Source organism: Rhizobium favelukesii (assembly GCF_000577275.2).
Lineage (GTDB): Bacteria > Pseudomonadota > Alphaproteobacteria > Rhizobiales > Rhizobiaceae > Rhizobium > Rhizobium favelukesii.
Window position 1 is genome coordinate 3,551,322 of record NZ_HG916852.1, and the last position, 14,139, is coordinate 3,565,460.

Sequence of the window (14,139 nt, forward strand, 5' to 3'; positions counted from 1 at the left end):
AAATGAAAGTTCTTTCGGTTTCGTCCGAGGTCTTCCCGCTCGTCAAGACAGGGGGCCTTGCCGACGTGGCGGGTGCCCTGCCGATCGCCCTCAAGCGTTTCGGCGTCGAAACCAAGACCCTCATGCCCGGCTATCCAGCCGTCATGAAGGCGATCCGCAAGCCCGTCGCCCGGCTTCAGTTCGATGATCTGCTCGGCGAGCCTGCGACGGTCCTGGAAGTGGAGCACGAGGGGATTGATATCCTCGTGCTCGATGCACCCGCCTACTACGACCGCGCGGGCGGTCCCTATCTCGATGCAACCGGCAGGGACTATCCCGACAACTGGCGTCGCTTTGCAGCATTGTCTCTGGCCGGCGCCGAGATTGCCGCAGGATTGATGCCGGGCTGGCGGCCCGACCTCGTGCATACGCATGATTGGCAGTCGGCGATGACCTCGGTCTACATGCGCTACTACCCAACGCCGGAATTGCCGAGCGTGTTGACAATCCACAACATCGCTTTCCAGGGCCAGTTCGGCGCCGATGTCTTCCCCGGCCTTCGCTTGCCGCCGCATGCCTTCGCAACGGAAAGCATCGAATATTACGGCAATGTCGGCTTTCTGAAGGGTGGCCTGCAGACCGCCCACGCCATCACCACCGTTAGCCCTTCCTATGCCGGCGAAATCCTGACCCCCGAGTTCGGCATGGGCCTCCAGGGCGTCATCACAAGCCGAATCGATTCGCTCCACGGCATCGTCAATGGCATCGATACCGACGTCTGGAATCCGTCGACCGATCCCGTTGTCCACACGCATTACAACGGCACCACGCTGAAGAGCCGCGTCGAAAACCGCACCTCGATCGCCGAGTTCTTCGGGCTTCACAACGACAACGCGCCGATCTTCTCAATCATCAGCCGCCTCACCTGGCAGAAGGGCATGGACGTCATCGCCGCCACCGCCGATCAGATCGTCGACATGGGCGGCAAGCTTGCCATTCTTGGTTCGGGAGACGCGGCGCTCGAAGGTTCGCTGCTCGCCGCCGCCGCCCGCCACCCCGGGCGGATCGGCGTCTCCATCGGCTACAACGAGCCGATGTCGCACCTCATGCAGGCCGGCTCCGACGCCATCATCATCCCCTCGCGCTTCGAGCCCTGCGGCCTGACGCAGCTTTACGGCCTGCGCTACGGATGCGTGCCGATCGTCGCCCGCACCGGCGGGTTGAACGACACCGTCATCGACGCCAATCATGCCGCTCTTGCAGCGAAAGTGGCAACCGGGATACAATTCTCGCCTGTGACGGCATCGGGTCTGTTGCAAGCCATCCGCCGAGCGCTACTTCTTTACGCCGATCAAAAAGTCTGGACCCAATTGCAAAAGCAGGGCATGAAATCGGATGTCTCGTGGGAAAAGAGCGCCGAGCGCTACGCTGCCCTCTATTCAAGCCTCGCCCCCAAAGGCAAGTGAGAGAAAATGATAAAATCCGTATCCACTACGCCCTATCAGGATCAGAAGCCGGGCACGTCGGGCCTGCGAAAGAAGGTCCCCGTATTCCAGCAGCCGAACTATGCCGAGAACTTCATCCAGTCGATCTTCGATTCGCTGGAAGGGTTCCAGGGCAAGTGCCTCGTCATCGGCGGCGACGGACGCTACTACAACCGGGAAGTCATCCAGAAGGCGATCAAGATGGCCGCCGCCAATGGCTTCGGCAAGGTGATCGTCGGCAAGGGCGGCATCCTGTCGACCCCGGCAGCCTCCCACATTATCCGCAAATACAAGGCCTTCGGCGGCATCATTCTGTCGGCCAGCCACAATCCCGGCGGTCCGACCGAAGATTTCGGCATCAAGTACAATATCAACAACGGCGGGCCGGCGCCGGAGAAAATCACCGACGCGATCTATGCGCGCACGAAGGTGATCGACACCTACAAGATCGCCGATTTCCCTGATGTGAACCTCGACCGCATCGGCAAGGACGAATTGCCCGGCGGCATGATTCTCTCGGTGCTCGATTCGGTCGAAGACTATACGGCTCTGATGGAAGAGCTCTTCGATTTCGGCGCCATCCGCAACCTCATCAGCCTTGGCTTCCGCATCGCCTTCGATGCGATGAGCGCGGTCACCGGCCCTTATGCCAAGGAAATCTTCGAAAACCGCCTTGGCGCCCCGTCCGGCTCGGTTCGCAATTTCATGCCGTTGCCCGATTTCGGTGGCCACCATCCCGACCCGAACCCGGTTCACTGCAAGGAACTCTACGACGAGATGATGGGCGACGATGCGCCCGATTTCGGCGCAGCATCCGATGGCGACGGCGACCGCAACCTCATCATCGGCCGCGGCATCTTCGTGACGCCGTCCGATAGCCTTGCGATCCTGGCGGCCAACGCCAATCTCGCGCCCGGGTATTCGGGCGGTCTCGCCGGCATCGCCCGCTCCATGCCGACATCAGGTGCGGCTGACCGCGTCGCCGAGCGCCGTGGCATCGGCATGTACGAGACGCCGACCGGCTGGAAGTTCTTCGGCAACCTGCTCGATGCCGGGATGGCGACGATCTGCGGCGAGGAAAGCGCCGGTACCGGCTCCAACCACGTGCGCGAGAAGGACGGCCTATGGGCGGTTCTGCTCTGGCTAAACATTCTGGCCGTCCGCGGCGAAAGCGTTCAGGACATCGTCACCCAGCACTGGCAGACCTATGGCCGCAACTACTATTCGCGCCACGACTACGAAGGCGTGGACACCGACGCAGCAAATGGCCTGATGGCAAACCTGCGCAGCCAGCTTGGTTCGCTACCGGGCAAGAGCTTCGGCCCGCTGAAGGTCGAGAAGGCCGACGACTTTGCCTATCACGACCCGGTCGACAAGTCGGTCAGCGAGCATCAAGGCATTCGTATCCTGTTCGAAGGCGGCTCGCGCGTGGTCTTCCGTCTCTCTGGTACGGGAACATCGGGGGCAACTCTGCGCGTCTACGTCGAGCGGTACGAGCCGGATTCGAGCCGTCACAACATCGAGACGCAGCAGGCGCTCGCCGATCTTATCGTTGCCGCCGAGACGATCGCCGATATTCGCAGCCGCACGGGCCGCGACGCTCCCTCCGTGATTACCTGACCGGGGCAGCATGGCGGCGAACAAATCCGGGCAAGGCGGGGCGACCATCTTTGAGACCGGCGTTGATTTCGCCGTCTGGTCGCACAATGCCGGACAGATCGAGTTGTGTCTGTTCGGCGACGACGACAAGGAACTAACCCGCCTGCCGATGGAACGCGGCGATGACCATGTTCATCGTCTCTTCGTCGACGGATTGAAGGAAGGCGCGCGCTACGGCTACCGCGCCGACGGCGTCTATGCACCCGACAGTGGCCTTTGGTTCGACCCGTCGAAGCTGCTGGTTGATCCCTACGCAAAGGAACTCGATCGCCCCTTCCACCATGATTCTCTGCTCGGCACCTTCGGCGCCGAGACGCAGCATCTCGTGCCGAAGGCGATCGTCACCCGCGACATCAGCGGGAAGCCGGCAAAGTCCCTCTTCAGGCCGGGCGGCTTCATCTACGAGGTCGCGGTGCGGCCCTTCACGATGCTGCATCCGGATATTCCCGAAGCCGAGCGCGGCACGGTCGCAGCTTTGGCGCATCCCTCGGTGATCGCGCATCTGAAGCGTATCGGCGTCGATGCCATCGAGCTCATGCCGATCACCGCCTGGATCGACGAGCGTCACCTGCCGCCGCTCGGGCTGAGAAACGGCTGGGGCTACAACCCCGTTGCCTTCATGGCGCTGGATCCGCGGCTTGTCCCTGGCGGCATGGCGCAACTACGCGATACCGTTGCGAAGCTCCATGCGGAAGGCATCGCCGTCATCCTCGATCTCGTCTTCAATCATACCGGCGAGAGCGACCGCTTCGGCACAACGCTGTCGCTGCGTGGCCTCGACAATCTCTCCTTCTATCGCCATCTGCCCGGCCGGCCAGGCGAATTGGTCAACGATACCGGAACGGGCAACACCGTCGGTTGCGATCATCCCTATATCAGGCAGCTGATCATCGACAGCCTGCGCCACTTTGTGCTCGGCGCCGGGATCGACGGTTTCCGCTTCGACCTCGCCCCCGTCCTTGGCCGTTCCTCAAACGGCTTCGAGGCACACGGCAAAACGTTGACGGCGATGCTCGCCGATGATGTGCTGGCGGACCGCGTGATGATCGCCGAACCCTGGGACATCGGCCCCGGCGGCTATCAGCTTGGCAACTTCCCGGCGCCGTTTCTCGAATGGAACGACCGTGTGCGCGACGATGTCAGGTGCTACTGGCGCGGCGACGACTACAAGACCGGCCCGCTCGCGACTGCCCTTGCCGGCTGCTCCGATATCTTCTCGCGAAACGCAGGGACAGGGACGCGCAGTGTCAATTTCCTCGCCGCCCATGACGGCTTTACGCTGAGGGATGTCGTGTCCTACAGCGGCAAGCACAACGAGGCGAACGGCGAGCAAAACCGCGACGGCCACAACGAGAACCACACCTGGAACAACGGCGTCGAGGGCGAAACCCGCTACCCCGATATCATTCGCAAGCGCCGTGACGACCTGAAGGCGCTGCTCGCCACGCTCTTTGCCACCCGTGGCAGCATCATGCTAACGGCGGGCGACGAAGCCGGCCGCACCCAGCGCGGCAACAACAATGCCTATTGCCAGGACAATGAGATCACCTGGGTCGACTGGGCAGCGCTCGACGACGATCTTATCGCCCATACCGCATTCATCTCCGGCCTGCGCAAGCGCTTCTCCGCCTTCGCGGAGATGGGCTTCCTCAACGGCAACGGCGATGTCGAATGGATATCGCCCTCCGGCCAGCCGATGAGCGTGCAGGAGTGGGAGACGCCGAACTTTTCCACGCTCGGAATGGTGCTTTCGACGCGCGACGCTGAAAGCAGCAAGGCGACACGGCTGGCCGTGCTTTTCAATCGCTCGGGCGGCGAGGAAATCTTTGCGTTGCCCGGTTCGTCCCCATGGCGACTTCTTGCCCCCGATGCGTCGAGGAAATCCGCGACTTCGGCGATCGTGCCGCGCCGCTCGGTCGCTTTCTATCTCGAAAGTTGATCTGCCGGGCTCCTGCCTGCAATTCCTTGTCGCAATCGTCACAATCCCATTGTAAGGCTTGCGCTGCGCTTTCTCATGAGGAATCAATGGTCAAGGAAATTTCGCTCGCGGATGTGCCTGGGCTGGTCGGTACTGAAACCGGCCTCTCGGACTGGATTGTCGTCGATCAGGCCATGATCGATGCGTTTGCGCATGCGACCAACGACCATCAGTTCATCCATGTCGACCCGGAGCGCGCCGCATCGAGTCCCTTCGGCGGCACCATCGCTCACGGCTTTCTTACCCTCTCGCTGCTCTCGGCAATGAACTACAACAGCCTGCCGAAGGTCCGCGAGCAGACCATGGGCATCAATTACGGCTTCGAGAACGTCCGTTTCCTCTCGCCGGTCAAAACGGGCGCGCGCATCCGCGGCCACTTTGTCCTCGCCGAAGCCCGCTTCCGCGGCGCCGGCATGCTGATGACGAGCTATGACGTCTCGATCGAGATCGAGAACGAGAAGAAGCCGGCGCTGACCGCCAAATGGATCACGATCATCCAATTCGACCCCAAGGACCGGCCGGAAAACGTCTAGGCGCCTTCGAAATCGATGACGTGCCGGATAATCTGGCCGGCATGGAGCCGATCGAATGCCTCGTTGATCCCCTCCAGCGGACCGGTCGACGACAGCAAACGATCAACCGGCAGCCGCCCGCGGCTCACAGAGTCGGTGTCGCTTTCTCGTCCACGATATCCCTATGGAGCACCGTTGATTTCGATGATGTTGCGATCGGGATCGAGGAGGTAAGCTTGTGGAAAGCCTGCCGGCCCATTGCGCCTAAGTCGCAACCGCCACGGATCGCCATCAGGCGCGTCCTCCCGAAAACCCTTTGCGATCAGCCCTCGAATACATCCCTCGAAATCATCGGTGCGGAACGCGAAATGCCCGTCGGCCGTGTCTATGGTCGCCGCACGCCGGAAGGTCCCGGCCGGATTGATGATGATGTGGACCTGCAGCGCCCCGCAGGCAAACCACGCTCCGTCCGTGCTGAAGGGCGGCCTCTCGATCTGCTCCAGACCGAAGACATTGCGATAGAAGGCGACCGATCGGGCCAGATCCGTGGCAACGATAGAAACGTGATGCAGCATCATCGAAGACACCCCCGCAACCGTTGCGACTACGCTCCAACACGGGCCGCACGCGATGGTGGATGATGACACGAATGACAGCGGCCTTGCAACTCGAAGCCACGTGAGGACGGCACACTAGCACCGTCCCCGATCGGGAGTTTCAAATTGGTGGCGCTTAGTGCGCTGCGTCTTCCGCCCCCTCGGCCAGCAGGCCGAATACGAAATCCGCAAACGAACGCCAGCACTCCACCCGGAATGTATCGTCCTCGGTGCGGAAGAGAACGATCTCGGCCTTTCCGAACAGCGTGCGCGAGCAGGCGCCTACGGGGAAGATCTCGAGCGACAGATCCTGGGGGCAGCCCGCCGAGATCGTCGCCTCCGCCCCGGGGCCGGAAACGATGATCGCAACGTTGCGATGCGAGACGTCAGTGACCGAATGCAGCGCGCCCGACTTGGCGAGCGCACCCATCAGGTCGGCGCCGGACTCGTCGATAACAAGCCATTCGTCCGGGCCGAGCCAAAGGGCGGCACGACCCCCCTTGCGGCCAGAGGTCTTCGGCGCAGCCGGGACCGTGACGCCAAGAGCGGAGGAAAGTGCTTTGAGCGATTCCGCCGGGGCGCGAAGCGCCACGCGGCTTGCCGCCGGCGCCGGCGTCAGCCGTACTGTGGCCGAGCCCCCATGACGACCAGAAAGCACCGACTTGCGAACTGCCGTATCAGCCATTGATGCGGCCTCCTTCCTTGTCAAAGAACACCAAATCAGTCACCTCGACGGCGATCGTCTTGTCAGGCATCGGCACGTAGAGCGTCTCGCCCATCCGTGCGCGGCCACCCGCGACCAGCGCGAAAGCGATCGACTTGCCGAGATTTTCGGACCAATAGGACGAGGTGACGTGGCCGAGCATCGTCATCGGTTTTGGCTCGTTCGGATTGGCGACGATCTGCGCGCCCTCTTCGAGCACGAGCTTCGGATCCTTGGTGACGAGACCGACCAGCTGCTTGCGGCCTTCCTTCACCAGATCCGGCCGCTTCAGCCCGCGAATGCCGACGAAATCCGTCTTCTTTTTGGAGACGGCCCAGGAAAGACCGGCATCGTCGGGCGTCACGGTTCCGTCCGTGTCCTGGCCGACGATGATGTAGCCCTTCTCGGCGCGAAGAACGTGCATCGTCTCGGTGCCGTAGACGCAGGCGCCGAGCGGCTCGGCATTGGCCCAGACCGCTTCCAGCACCGACTGGCCGTAATCGGCCGGCACGTTGATCTCGAAGCCGACTTCACCGGTGAACGACACGCGGAAGAGACGCGCCGGCACACCCATGACCGTGCACTCGGCAACGCTCATATGCGGGAAGGCTTCGTTCGATATATCGACGCCTTCCACCAGTGGCGCGATGATCTCACGGGCCTTCGGCCCCTGCACGGCGATGACGGCCCACTGTTCCGTCACCGAGGTCAGCCACACCTTAAGGTGCGGGAATTCCGTCTGCAGATAGTCTTCCATGTGGTGGAGGACGCGCGGCGCACCGCCCGTCGTCGTCGTTACGTGAAAACGATCGTCGGCCAGACGCCCGACGACGCCGTCGTCATAAACGAAGCCGTCTTCGCGGGTCATGATGCCATAGCGGCACTTGCCGGGCTTCAGCGTATCCCAGGCGTTGGTGTACATCAGGTTCATGAACGCGGCGGCGTCAGGGCCGACGATCTCGATCTTGCCGAGCGTCGAGGCATCGAACACGCCGGCGACATCGCGCGCCGTCTTGCATTCGCGGGCAACCGCCTGATGCATCGTCTCGCCGGCACGCGGATAAAACCACGCACGCTTCCAGTTGCCGACATCCTCGAACACCGCGCCATGGGCTTCTTCCCACTCGTGCAGTGGCGTCTTGCGCGTCGGGTCGAACAGCTCGCCGCGCGAATGGGCGATCAGCGTACCATAGGTGACAGGCGTATACGGCGCGCGGAACGTCGTGAGACCGACCTGCGGGATCTCCTTGCCGAGCATTTCGGCAGCGATCGCCAGGCCGTGCATGTTGGAGAGCTTGCCTTGATCCGACGCCATGCCGTTCGTGGTGAAGCGCTTGATATGCTCGATCGAGTGCATGCCCTCTCGCACAGCAAGGCGGATATCCTTGGCGCAGACGTCGTGCTGGAAATCGATGAACGCCTTGGCGCTGGTCTCCGGGCCCGCACCTTCGGCAGCGCCGATCATGCCGCCGGTCCACTGATGCGCCTGCTGCGACGACAGGCTGATCTTGCCGCCCGAGGACTTGCCTGCGGCCTGCGCCATCAGCTCGCCGGCGGCAAGCGACTCTTCGATCGTCTGCTGCAAATCGTCGGTGCCGTTGCAGGCGCCGACGGAGAGGCAATCCTGTGCATAGGTGCCGGGCAGGAAACGCTGGGTTTCCGGTTCGAAGGCCACCTTGCCGCGCGACTGCGAGAACAGATGCACCGATGGCGTCCAGCCGGCAGACACCAAGAGCGCATCGACCGCGATTTTGCGCGGCGAGCCGCCGCCGTTGCGGGCAACGGTCATCGAGGAGATGCGCAGCTTGCCCGAGGTGTTGACCACGGACTGGCCGGCGAGAACGTCGATGCCGAGCGAACGGGCTTGGGCAAGAACCTCGCCACCCGGCGCCTGCCTGACATCGACGATCGCGGCGATCTCGACACCGGCGCGCTTCAAGTCGAACGCAGCCTCGTAGGCAGAGTCGTGCGCGGTGTAGACGCCGACCTTCTGGCCGACGGCAACGCCGTACTGATTGAGATACATGCGCGCGGCCGAGGCCAGCATGATGCCCGGACGATCGTTGTTCGGGAATACCATGTGGCGCTCGATCGCGCCGTTGGCGAGGATGACACGCTTGGCGCGCAGCTGCCACAGACGCTCGCGCGGCAGGTGGCGGCCCGGGTTTGCGACATGGTCGGTGACGCGTTCGGCGAGACCGACGAAGTTGTGGTTGTAGTAGCCGAAGGCGGTGGTGCGGGTGAGAACCTGCACATTGTCCATCGCCTTCAGGCTGGCAACCGTCTTCTGCGCCCACTCATAGCCGTCGAGACCGTCGATCTTGACACCGCTGTCGTAACGCAGCGCACCGCCGGCCTCCGCCTGCTCGTCGCACAGAATGACCTTGGCACCGGCATGAGCCGCAGCAAGGGCGGCTGAAAGACCGGCAACGCCGGCACCCACCACCAGCACGTCGCAATGCGCATAGCGGCTGGCATAGTGATCAGGATCCGCTTCCTTCGGGGCGACGCCGAGACCGGCGGCACGGCGGATCATCGGTTCGTAGACATGCTTCCATGCCGCCTTCGGCCACATGAAGGTCTTGTAGTAGAAGCCGGCCGCGAAGAAGGGTGACATCAGGTTGCTGATGCCGCCGATATCGAAGGAAAGCGACGGGAAGCGGTTCTGCGATTCGACGATCATGCCGTCGAAGACTTCCTGCACCGTGGCACGCACGTTCGGCTGCTTGCGGGCGCTGTCGCGCGCAACGTCGATCAGCGCGTTCGGCTCTTCGGCACCGGCAGACAGGATGCCGCGTGGGCGATGATACTTGAATGAGCGGCCGACAAGATGGATGTTGTTGGCGATCAGCGCCGAGGCGACGGTATCGCCTTCCAGCGCCGTGTAGCTCTTGCCGTCGAAGGTGAAGCGGGCGGTTCTGGCAGGCGTCAGGCGACCCTTGCCTGCAATACGGTTCGTGCCGCTCATTGTGCCTCTCCTTCGAGCGCTTCGTAGGTCTCGACGGGAGCATGCGGAACGGCGGCCGCGCCGATCTCCGGCTTCGGCTCGCCTGCCTTGTACGTCCTGATGAACTTGTCGCTGACCGTATCACGCGCCGCGTTGAAGAAACGGCCGCATCCATGCTGGTGACGCCAGCGTTCGAAGATCAGGCCCTTCGGGTTGTCGCGCAGGAAGAAATACGCCTCGAACGCCTCGTCGGAGATCGAGGCGATGTCGGCCGGGCGGGCGATGTGCGCATCGCCGGCGCCGCGAAATTCGAGCTCGGAGCGCTCTTCCTGACAGTATGGGCAGTAGATAAGAAGCATGATGTCCTCGTGTCAGTGCGCGACGGCAGCAGCGGCGGCTTCGTCGATCAGACGGCCGGTGCGGAAACGGTCCAGCGTCAAGCCGGCATTGAACTTGTGCACCTCGTCGCGAGCGATCAGATGCGCGAAGAGATTGGCCGAGCCTGGGGTCGCCTTGAAGCCGCCGGTTCCCCAGCCGCAGTTGACGTAGAGCCCCGGAACCGGCGTCTTTGACTGGATCGCCGAACGGTCCGGCGTGTTGTCAACGATACCACCCCACTGGCGCATCATCTTGACACGGCGGAACATCGGGAACAGCTCGCAGATGGCATCGAGCGTATGCGTGATGATCTGCAACCCGCCGGTCTGGCTGTAGGAATTGTACTGGTCGGTGCCGGCGCCGATGACGAGCTCGCCCTTGTCGGACTGCGAGATATAGGCATGTACCGTGTTCGACATGACCACGCAGGGGAAGATCGGCTTCAGCGGTTCGGAGACCAGCGCCTGCAGCGGGCTCGATTGCAGTGGCACGCGCACGTCTGCCATCTTCATGACCGTCGTGGTGTGGCCGGCCGCCGAAACGCCGACCTTCTTGGCGCCGATGAAGCCGCGGCTCGTCTCGACGCCGGTGACGCGCCCGTCCGGGCTGCGGCGGATGCCGGTCACTTCGCAGTTCTGGATGATGTGGACGCCGCGATCAGAGGCGGCACGGGCATAGCCCCAGGCAACCGCATCATGACGCGCCGTGCCGCCGCGGCGCTGCAGCGCAGCGCCGTTGATCGGATAGCGGGCGCTGGCGGAGATATCGAGCGGCGGACAGTAGGCCTTGGCCTGCTCCGGCGTCAGCCACTCGTTGTCGATGCCGTAGAGGCGGTTGGCATGGATATGCCGCTTGAAGGATTGCTGGTCGTGCACATTGTGCGACAGCATCATCACGCCGCGCGGCGAATACATCACATTGTAGTTGAGATCCTGCGACAGGTTCTCCCAGAGCTTCATCGAATGCTCGTAGATGTGCATGCTCTCTTCATAGAGATAGTTCGAGCGGATGATGGTCGTGTTGCGACCCGTGTTACCGCCGCCGAGCCAGCCCTTTTCGAGCACCGCGACATTGGTGATGCCGTGCTCCTTGGCGAGATAATAAGCCGCACCCAGGCCATGTCCGCCACCGCCGATGATGATGACGTCGTATTCGGCGCGCGGCTCGGGCGAAGCCCATTGCTTGTCCCAGCCCTTGTGGCCTCTCAGGGCCTCCCGTGCCACGGCAAAAACCGAGTATCTGCGCATCCGCCTTCATCTCCTTCGGGGAAAGGTCCCTTCTCGTCGGCCATACAAATCGCAAATCCAAAAGCGGCACAACGTTTCTTTTGCGACGCGAAGCGGCTTTTGTTTTGACACACAGCAAGAATGAATGAGATCGGGTGTTCTCTTCGAAGCAGAGCAAACACCGCGAAAAAAGTCGGACCGGCCTGTCGCGGCTTCCGGCCTCGCCATCCCTCGAATTTTAGCATATTTGCACTTACAATTTTTGAGCGCATAGTTCACGCGCTGCGCGAGCGCTCTTTGCGCGCTGAGGGTCAAGCGTGCGCAGCAGTGGCAACATCGTAAGCCAGACGTCGGCACGCATATAGGAAGATTTAACGTCCGGTTTGGCATCGATTGGAACAGACCGACACGGCATGCGGAGCCTGCTGTGGGGTCATTGGGAGGATTCGTCATGAAATCGCATTTCATCACCCTCACGGTTGGTCTGCTTTTGTCCGGAGCATGTCTTAATAGTCCGGTCGCTGCCGCCGAGGACGCTCTAACAAAGGAGGAAGCGGCAGCGATTGGCGTCGATGCCTATCTCTACCTCTATCCATTGGTCACCATGAACCTGACCCGCGAGCAAGCAACCAACGTTGAGGCTGGCAAGACGATGGGACGAGGGCCGGCCAACATGTTCACCAACGTCCCGCAGTTTCCGACCGCGGAATTCAGGGATGTCGTTCGGCCCAATTTCGACACGCTCTACTCGATCGCCTGGCTGGACATGACAAAGGAACCGATGATTATCTCGGCCCCCGATACAAACGGGCGCTATTATCTGTTGCCCATGCTGGATATGTGGACTGACGTATTCGCCTCGCCGGGCTGGCGTACGACGGGAACCGCGAAAGCCGAATTCGCCGTTGTTCCCCCTGGCTGGACAGGCAAGGAGCTTCCCGCCGGAACACAACGGATCGATGCGCCGACACCACATGTTTGGGTCATCGGACGCACAAAAACGGATGGGCCTGCCGACTACGACGCCGTTCACAAGATCCAGGCTGGCTACACGGTCACCCCGTTATCGCAATGGGGCAAGACGGCCGTGCCGGTCAAAGTGACGATCAATCCGAAGATTGATATGAAAACGCCGCCAAAAACGACAGTGGACGGGATGGCGGCAGAGGACTTCTTCGCCTACGCAACGGAGCTGCTGAAGGTCAATCCGCCGCACGCCACCGACCAGCCGATCATAAGCCAGATGAAGCGGATCGGGATAGAGCCGGGCAAGAGCTTCGATAAAAGCAAGGTCGCGCCCGATATCGCCGAGGCTTTGAAAGACGTCCCGGCCGAAGCTCAAAAACTGATGGGATGGAAAATCGCAACACTTGCTCGCGTGGCCAACAACTGGTCGATGAACACCGACACCATGGGCGTCTATGGCAACTACTACCTGAAGCGGGCGATCGTCGCGCAGCTCGGGCTTGGCGCGAACCTGCCGGAGGACGCGATCTACCCGCTCAACCTTGGCGACGCGAAGGCAAGCCCGCTAAACGGAGTGAACAGCTATAAGATTCACTTCGACAAGGAGAACCTGCCACCGGTCAAAGCGTTCTGGTCTGTCACGCTTTACGATCCGGAGGGATTTCAAGTCGCCAACAGCATGAACCGGTTTGCCGTGAGCAGTTGGATGCCGTTTGTTTACAATGCGGACGGGTCGCTTGATCTCTACTTCCAGAGCAAGAGCCCGGGCGAGGCAAAGGAAGCGAACTGGCTACCCGCACCAGCGGGGCCGTTCAACCTGACCATGCGTCTTTACGGGCCGAAAGCAGAAGCCCTGACAGGGAAATGGAACCCGCCCGCCGTAGAAATGGTGCTCGGGCTCCAACAGATCACGGCGCAGTGATGCTTCCACGGGCCTGCCTCGACCAGTCCGGTCAAACATGGCCACTGAAAGCCTAGGCAGGCTCTATTCCATCAAACAAATAAAAAGCCCTCGCGCACTAGGCGCGGGGGCTGTTCAGGAGGACGAAGCCGACTTGCGCGCAGTCCGTCGCTTCTTGACAGGGGCGGCGGCCGGTGGTGCATCGGCTTCCTGCTGCAAGCGCAGCGCCCTCAGCTTTTCCGTCTTCTTTTCGCGAGCGGCGGCTTCTGCCGTAACGATTGCCCTCGCCGTCGTGTCGGTGACGGTCGCCTTGTCGCGCGGTGAGAGCTTAGCCGGATTGAAGAGTTCGTCTTTTGAAGTCATCTGCTCTCTCTCTATCTAGAAGGAGTCTGCCAGATGGCAGTTCAGCGGGCCGGACGGACTGCCTTCTTCGGAGCCGGAAGGAGACCTTCACGCTGAAGCTTCTTGCGGGCAAGCTTGCGCTGACGGCGAACCGCCTCGGCCTTTTCGCGGACACGCTTCTCGGACGGCTTTTCATAAGCGCTGCGCGCCTTGAACTCGCGGAACAGACCTTCGCGCTGCATCTTCTTCTTCAGGACGCGGAGCGCCTGGTCGACATTGTTGTCTCGAACGAGAACCTGCAAAATCTTTCCTTTCATGCGGCAAACTCGTTTGCCGGTTGGTCAGAGTGGAAACTACTTCCGCACCCTGATGCTTGAAGTTTTCAACCAGGATCCGCCCCGGATATCCGCAGCGGCGTCAACTCTCGGCGTCGGGGATGCCGACTGGTTCACGTCGATATCGCTCTCA

The 14,139-nt window shown here is 61.8% G+C and carries 12 protein-coding genes and 1 pseudogene; 5 read left to right on the plus strand and 8 right to left on the minus strand.

Going from position 1 to position 14,139, the window contains the following annotated elements; all coding sequences use genetic code 11:
* The first annotated feature begins 2 nt into the window (after positions 1 to 2).
* The 4 genes from glgA (at position 3) to LPU83_RS56155 (ending at position 5,633) form a co-directional block, all read left to right on the plus strand.
* A complete protein-coding gene (gene glgA / locus LPU83_RS56140) occupies positions 3 to 1,445 on the plus strand; it encodes a glycogen synthase GlgA (RefSeq protein WP_024315879.1) in 1,443 nt (480 codons plus the stop codon).
* A gap of 6 nt (positions 1,446 to 1,451) precedes the next feature.
* Positions 1,452 to 3,083 carry an alpha-D-glucose phosphate-specific phosphoglucomutase gene (locus tag LPU83_RS56145; protein ID WP_024315878.1) on the plus strand — a complete coding sequence of 544 codons (1,632 nt, stop codon included), beginning with the start codon at positions 1,452 to 1,454 and terminating at the stop codon, positions 3,081 to 3,083.
* Positions 3,084 to 3,093: 10 nt separating this feature from the next.
* Positions 3,094 to 5,061, plus strand: coding sequence for a glycogen debranching protein GlgX (gene glgX, locus LPU83_RS56150; RefSeq protein WP_024315877.1), 1,968 nt, complete (start codon positions 3,094 to 3,096; stop codon positions 5,059 to 5,061).
* 86 nt (positions 5,062 to 5,147) lie between these two features.
* Positions 5,148 to 5,633, plus strand: a complete 486-nt coding sequence (locus tag LPU83_RS56155; protein WP_024315876.1) for a MaoC family dehydratase — start codon at positions 5,148 to 5,150, stop codon at positions 5,631 to 5,633.
* Here the strand turns inward: LPU83_RS56155 and LPU83_RS74255 are convergent.
* The 6 genes and pseudogenes from LPU83_RS74255 to LPU83_RS56185 all read right to left on the minus strand — a co-directional run.
* Positions 5,630 to 5,755: pseudogene (locus LPU83_RS74255) on the minus strand (alcohol dehydrogenase); the annotation flags it as partial. The gene LPU83_RS56155 and the pseudogene LPU83_RS74255 overlap by 4 nt on opposite strands.
* A gap of 39 nt (positions 5,756 to 5,794) precedes the next feature.
* Positions 5,795 to 6,190 (minus strand): VOC family protein, encoded by a 396-nt coding sequence (locus LPU83_RS56165; RefSeq protein ID WP_024315875.1) that lies wholly within the window; start codon positions 6,188 to 6,190, stop codon positions 5,795 to 5,797.
* Between the two features lie 154 nt (positions 6,191 to 6,344).
* A complete protein-coding gene (locus LPU83_RS56170; protein WP_024315874.1) occupies positions 6,345 to 6,893 on the minus strand; it encodes a sarcosine oxidase subunit gamma in 549 nt (182 codons plus the stop codon).
* Complete coding sequence (locus LPU83_RS56175; protein ID WP_024315873.1) at positions 6,886 to 9,879, minus strand: sarcosine oxidase subunit alpha; 2,994 nt, start codon at positions 9,877 to 9,879, stop codon at positions 6,886 to 6,888. The genes LPU83_RS56170 and LPU83_RS56175 overlap by 8 nt, the downstream gene beginning before the upstream one ends.
* Positions 9,876 to 10,217, minus strand: coding sequence for a sarcosine oxidase subunit delta (locus LPU83_RS56180; protein WP_024315872.1), 342 nt, complete (start codon positions 10,215 to 10,217; stop codon positions 9,876 to 9,878). Before LPU83_RS56180 ends, LPU83_RS56175 begins: the two co-directional genes overlap by 4 nt.
* A gap of 12 nt (positions 10,218 to 10,229) precedes the next feature.
* Positions 10,230 to 11,483 carry a sarcosine oxidase subunit beta family protein gene (locus tag LPU83_RS56185; protein ID WP_024315871.1) on the minus strand — a complete coding sequence of 418 codons (1,254 nt, stop codon included), beginning with the start codon at positions 11,481 to 11,483 and terminating at the stop codon, positions 10,230 to 10,232.
* Between the two features lie 430 nt (positions 11,484 to 11,913).
* On the opposite strand from LPU83_RS56185, the gene LPU83_RS56190 reads away from it, so the two are divergent.
* Complete coding sequence (locus LPU83_RS56190) at positions 11,914 to 13,350, plus strand: DUF1254 domain-containing protein (protein WP_024315870.1); 1,437 nt, start codon at positions 11,914 to 11,916, stop codon at positions 13,348 to 13,350.
* A gap of 114 nt (positions 13,351 to 13,464) precedes the next feature.
* On the opposite strand, the gene LPU83_RS56195 is transcribed toward LPU83_RS56190, so the two are convergent.
* Positions 13,465 to 13,692: a hypothetical protein gene (locus LPU83_RS56195; RefSeq protein ID WP_024315869.1), complete on the minus strand. Its 228-nt coding sequence runs from the start codon at positions 13,690 to 13,692 to the stop codon at positions 13,465 to 13,467.
* Between the two features lie 41 nt (positions 13,693 to 13,733).
* Positions 13,734 to 13,973 (minus strand): 30S ribosomal protein S21, encoded by a 240-nt coding sequence (rpsU, locus tag LPU83_RS56200; protein ID WP_007527643.1) that lies wholly within the window; start codon positions 13,971 to 13,973, stop codon positions 13,734 to 13,736.
* Between the last annotated feature and the right edge of the window lie 166 nt (positions 13,974 to 14,139).

What these genes read in the sequence shown, in the direction of transcription:
- LPU83_RS56155 (WP_024315876.1), top strand. Translation starts at nt 5,148, where the DNA reads ATGGTCAAGGAAATTTCGCTCGCGGATGTGCCTGGGCTGGTCGGTACT.
- LPU83_RS56190 (WP_024315870.1), top strand. Translation starts at nt 11,914, where the DNA reads ATGAAATCGCATTTCATCACCCTCACGGTTGGTCTGCTTTTGTCCGGA.
- LPU83_RS56185 (WP_024315871.1), bottom strand. Translation starts at nt 11,483, where the DNA reads ATGCGCAGATACTCGGTTTTTGCCGTGGCACGGGAGGCCCTGAGAGGC.
- LPU83_RS56175 (WP_024315873.1), bottom strand. Translation starts at nt 9,879, where the DNA reads ATGAGCGGCACGAACCGTATTGCAGGCAAGGGTCGCCTGACGCCTGCC.
- glgA (WP_024315879.1), top strand. Translation starts at nt 3, where the DNA reads ATGAAAGTTCTTTCGGTTTCGTCCGAGGTCTTCCCGCTCGTCAAGACA.
- LPU83_RS56195 (WP_024315869.1), bottom strand. Translation starts at nt 13,692, where the DNA reads ATGACTTCAAAAGACGAACTCTTCAATCCGGCTAAGCTCTCACCGCGC.
- LPU83_RS56170 (WP_024315874.1), bottom strand. Translation starts at nt 6,893, where the DNA reads ATGGCTGATACGGCAGTTCGCAAGTCGGTGCTTTCTGGTCGTCATGGG.
- LPU83_RS56165 (WP_024315875.1), bottom strand. Translation starts at nt 6,190, where the DNA reads ATGATGCTGCATCACGTTTCTATCGTTGCCACGGATCTGGCCCGATCG.
- glgX (WP_024315877.1), top strand. Translation starts at nt 3,094, where the DNA reads ATGGCGGCGAACAAATCCGGGCAAGGCGGGGCGACCATCTTTGAGACC.
- LPU83_RS56145 (WP_024315878.1), top strand. Translation starts at nt 1,452, where the DNA reads ATGATAAAATCCGTATCCACTACGCCCTATCAGGATCAGAAGCCGGGC.
- LPU83_RS56180 (WP_024315872.1), bottom strand. Translation starts at nt 10,217, where the DNA reads ATGCTTCTTATCTACTGCCCATACTGTCAGGAAGAGCGCTCCGAGCTC.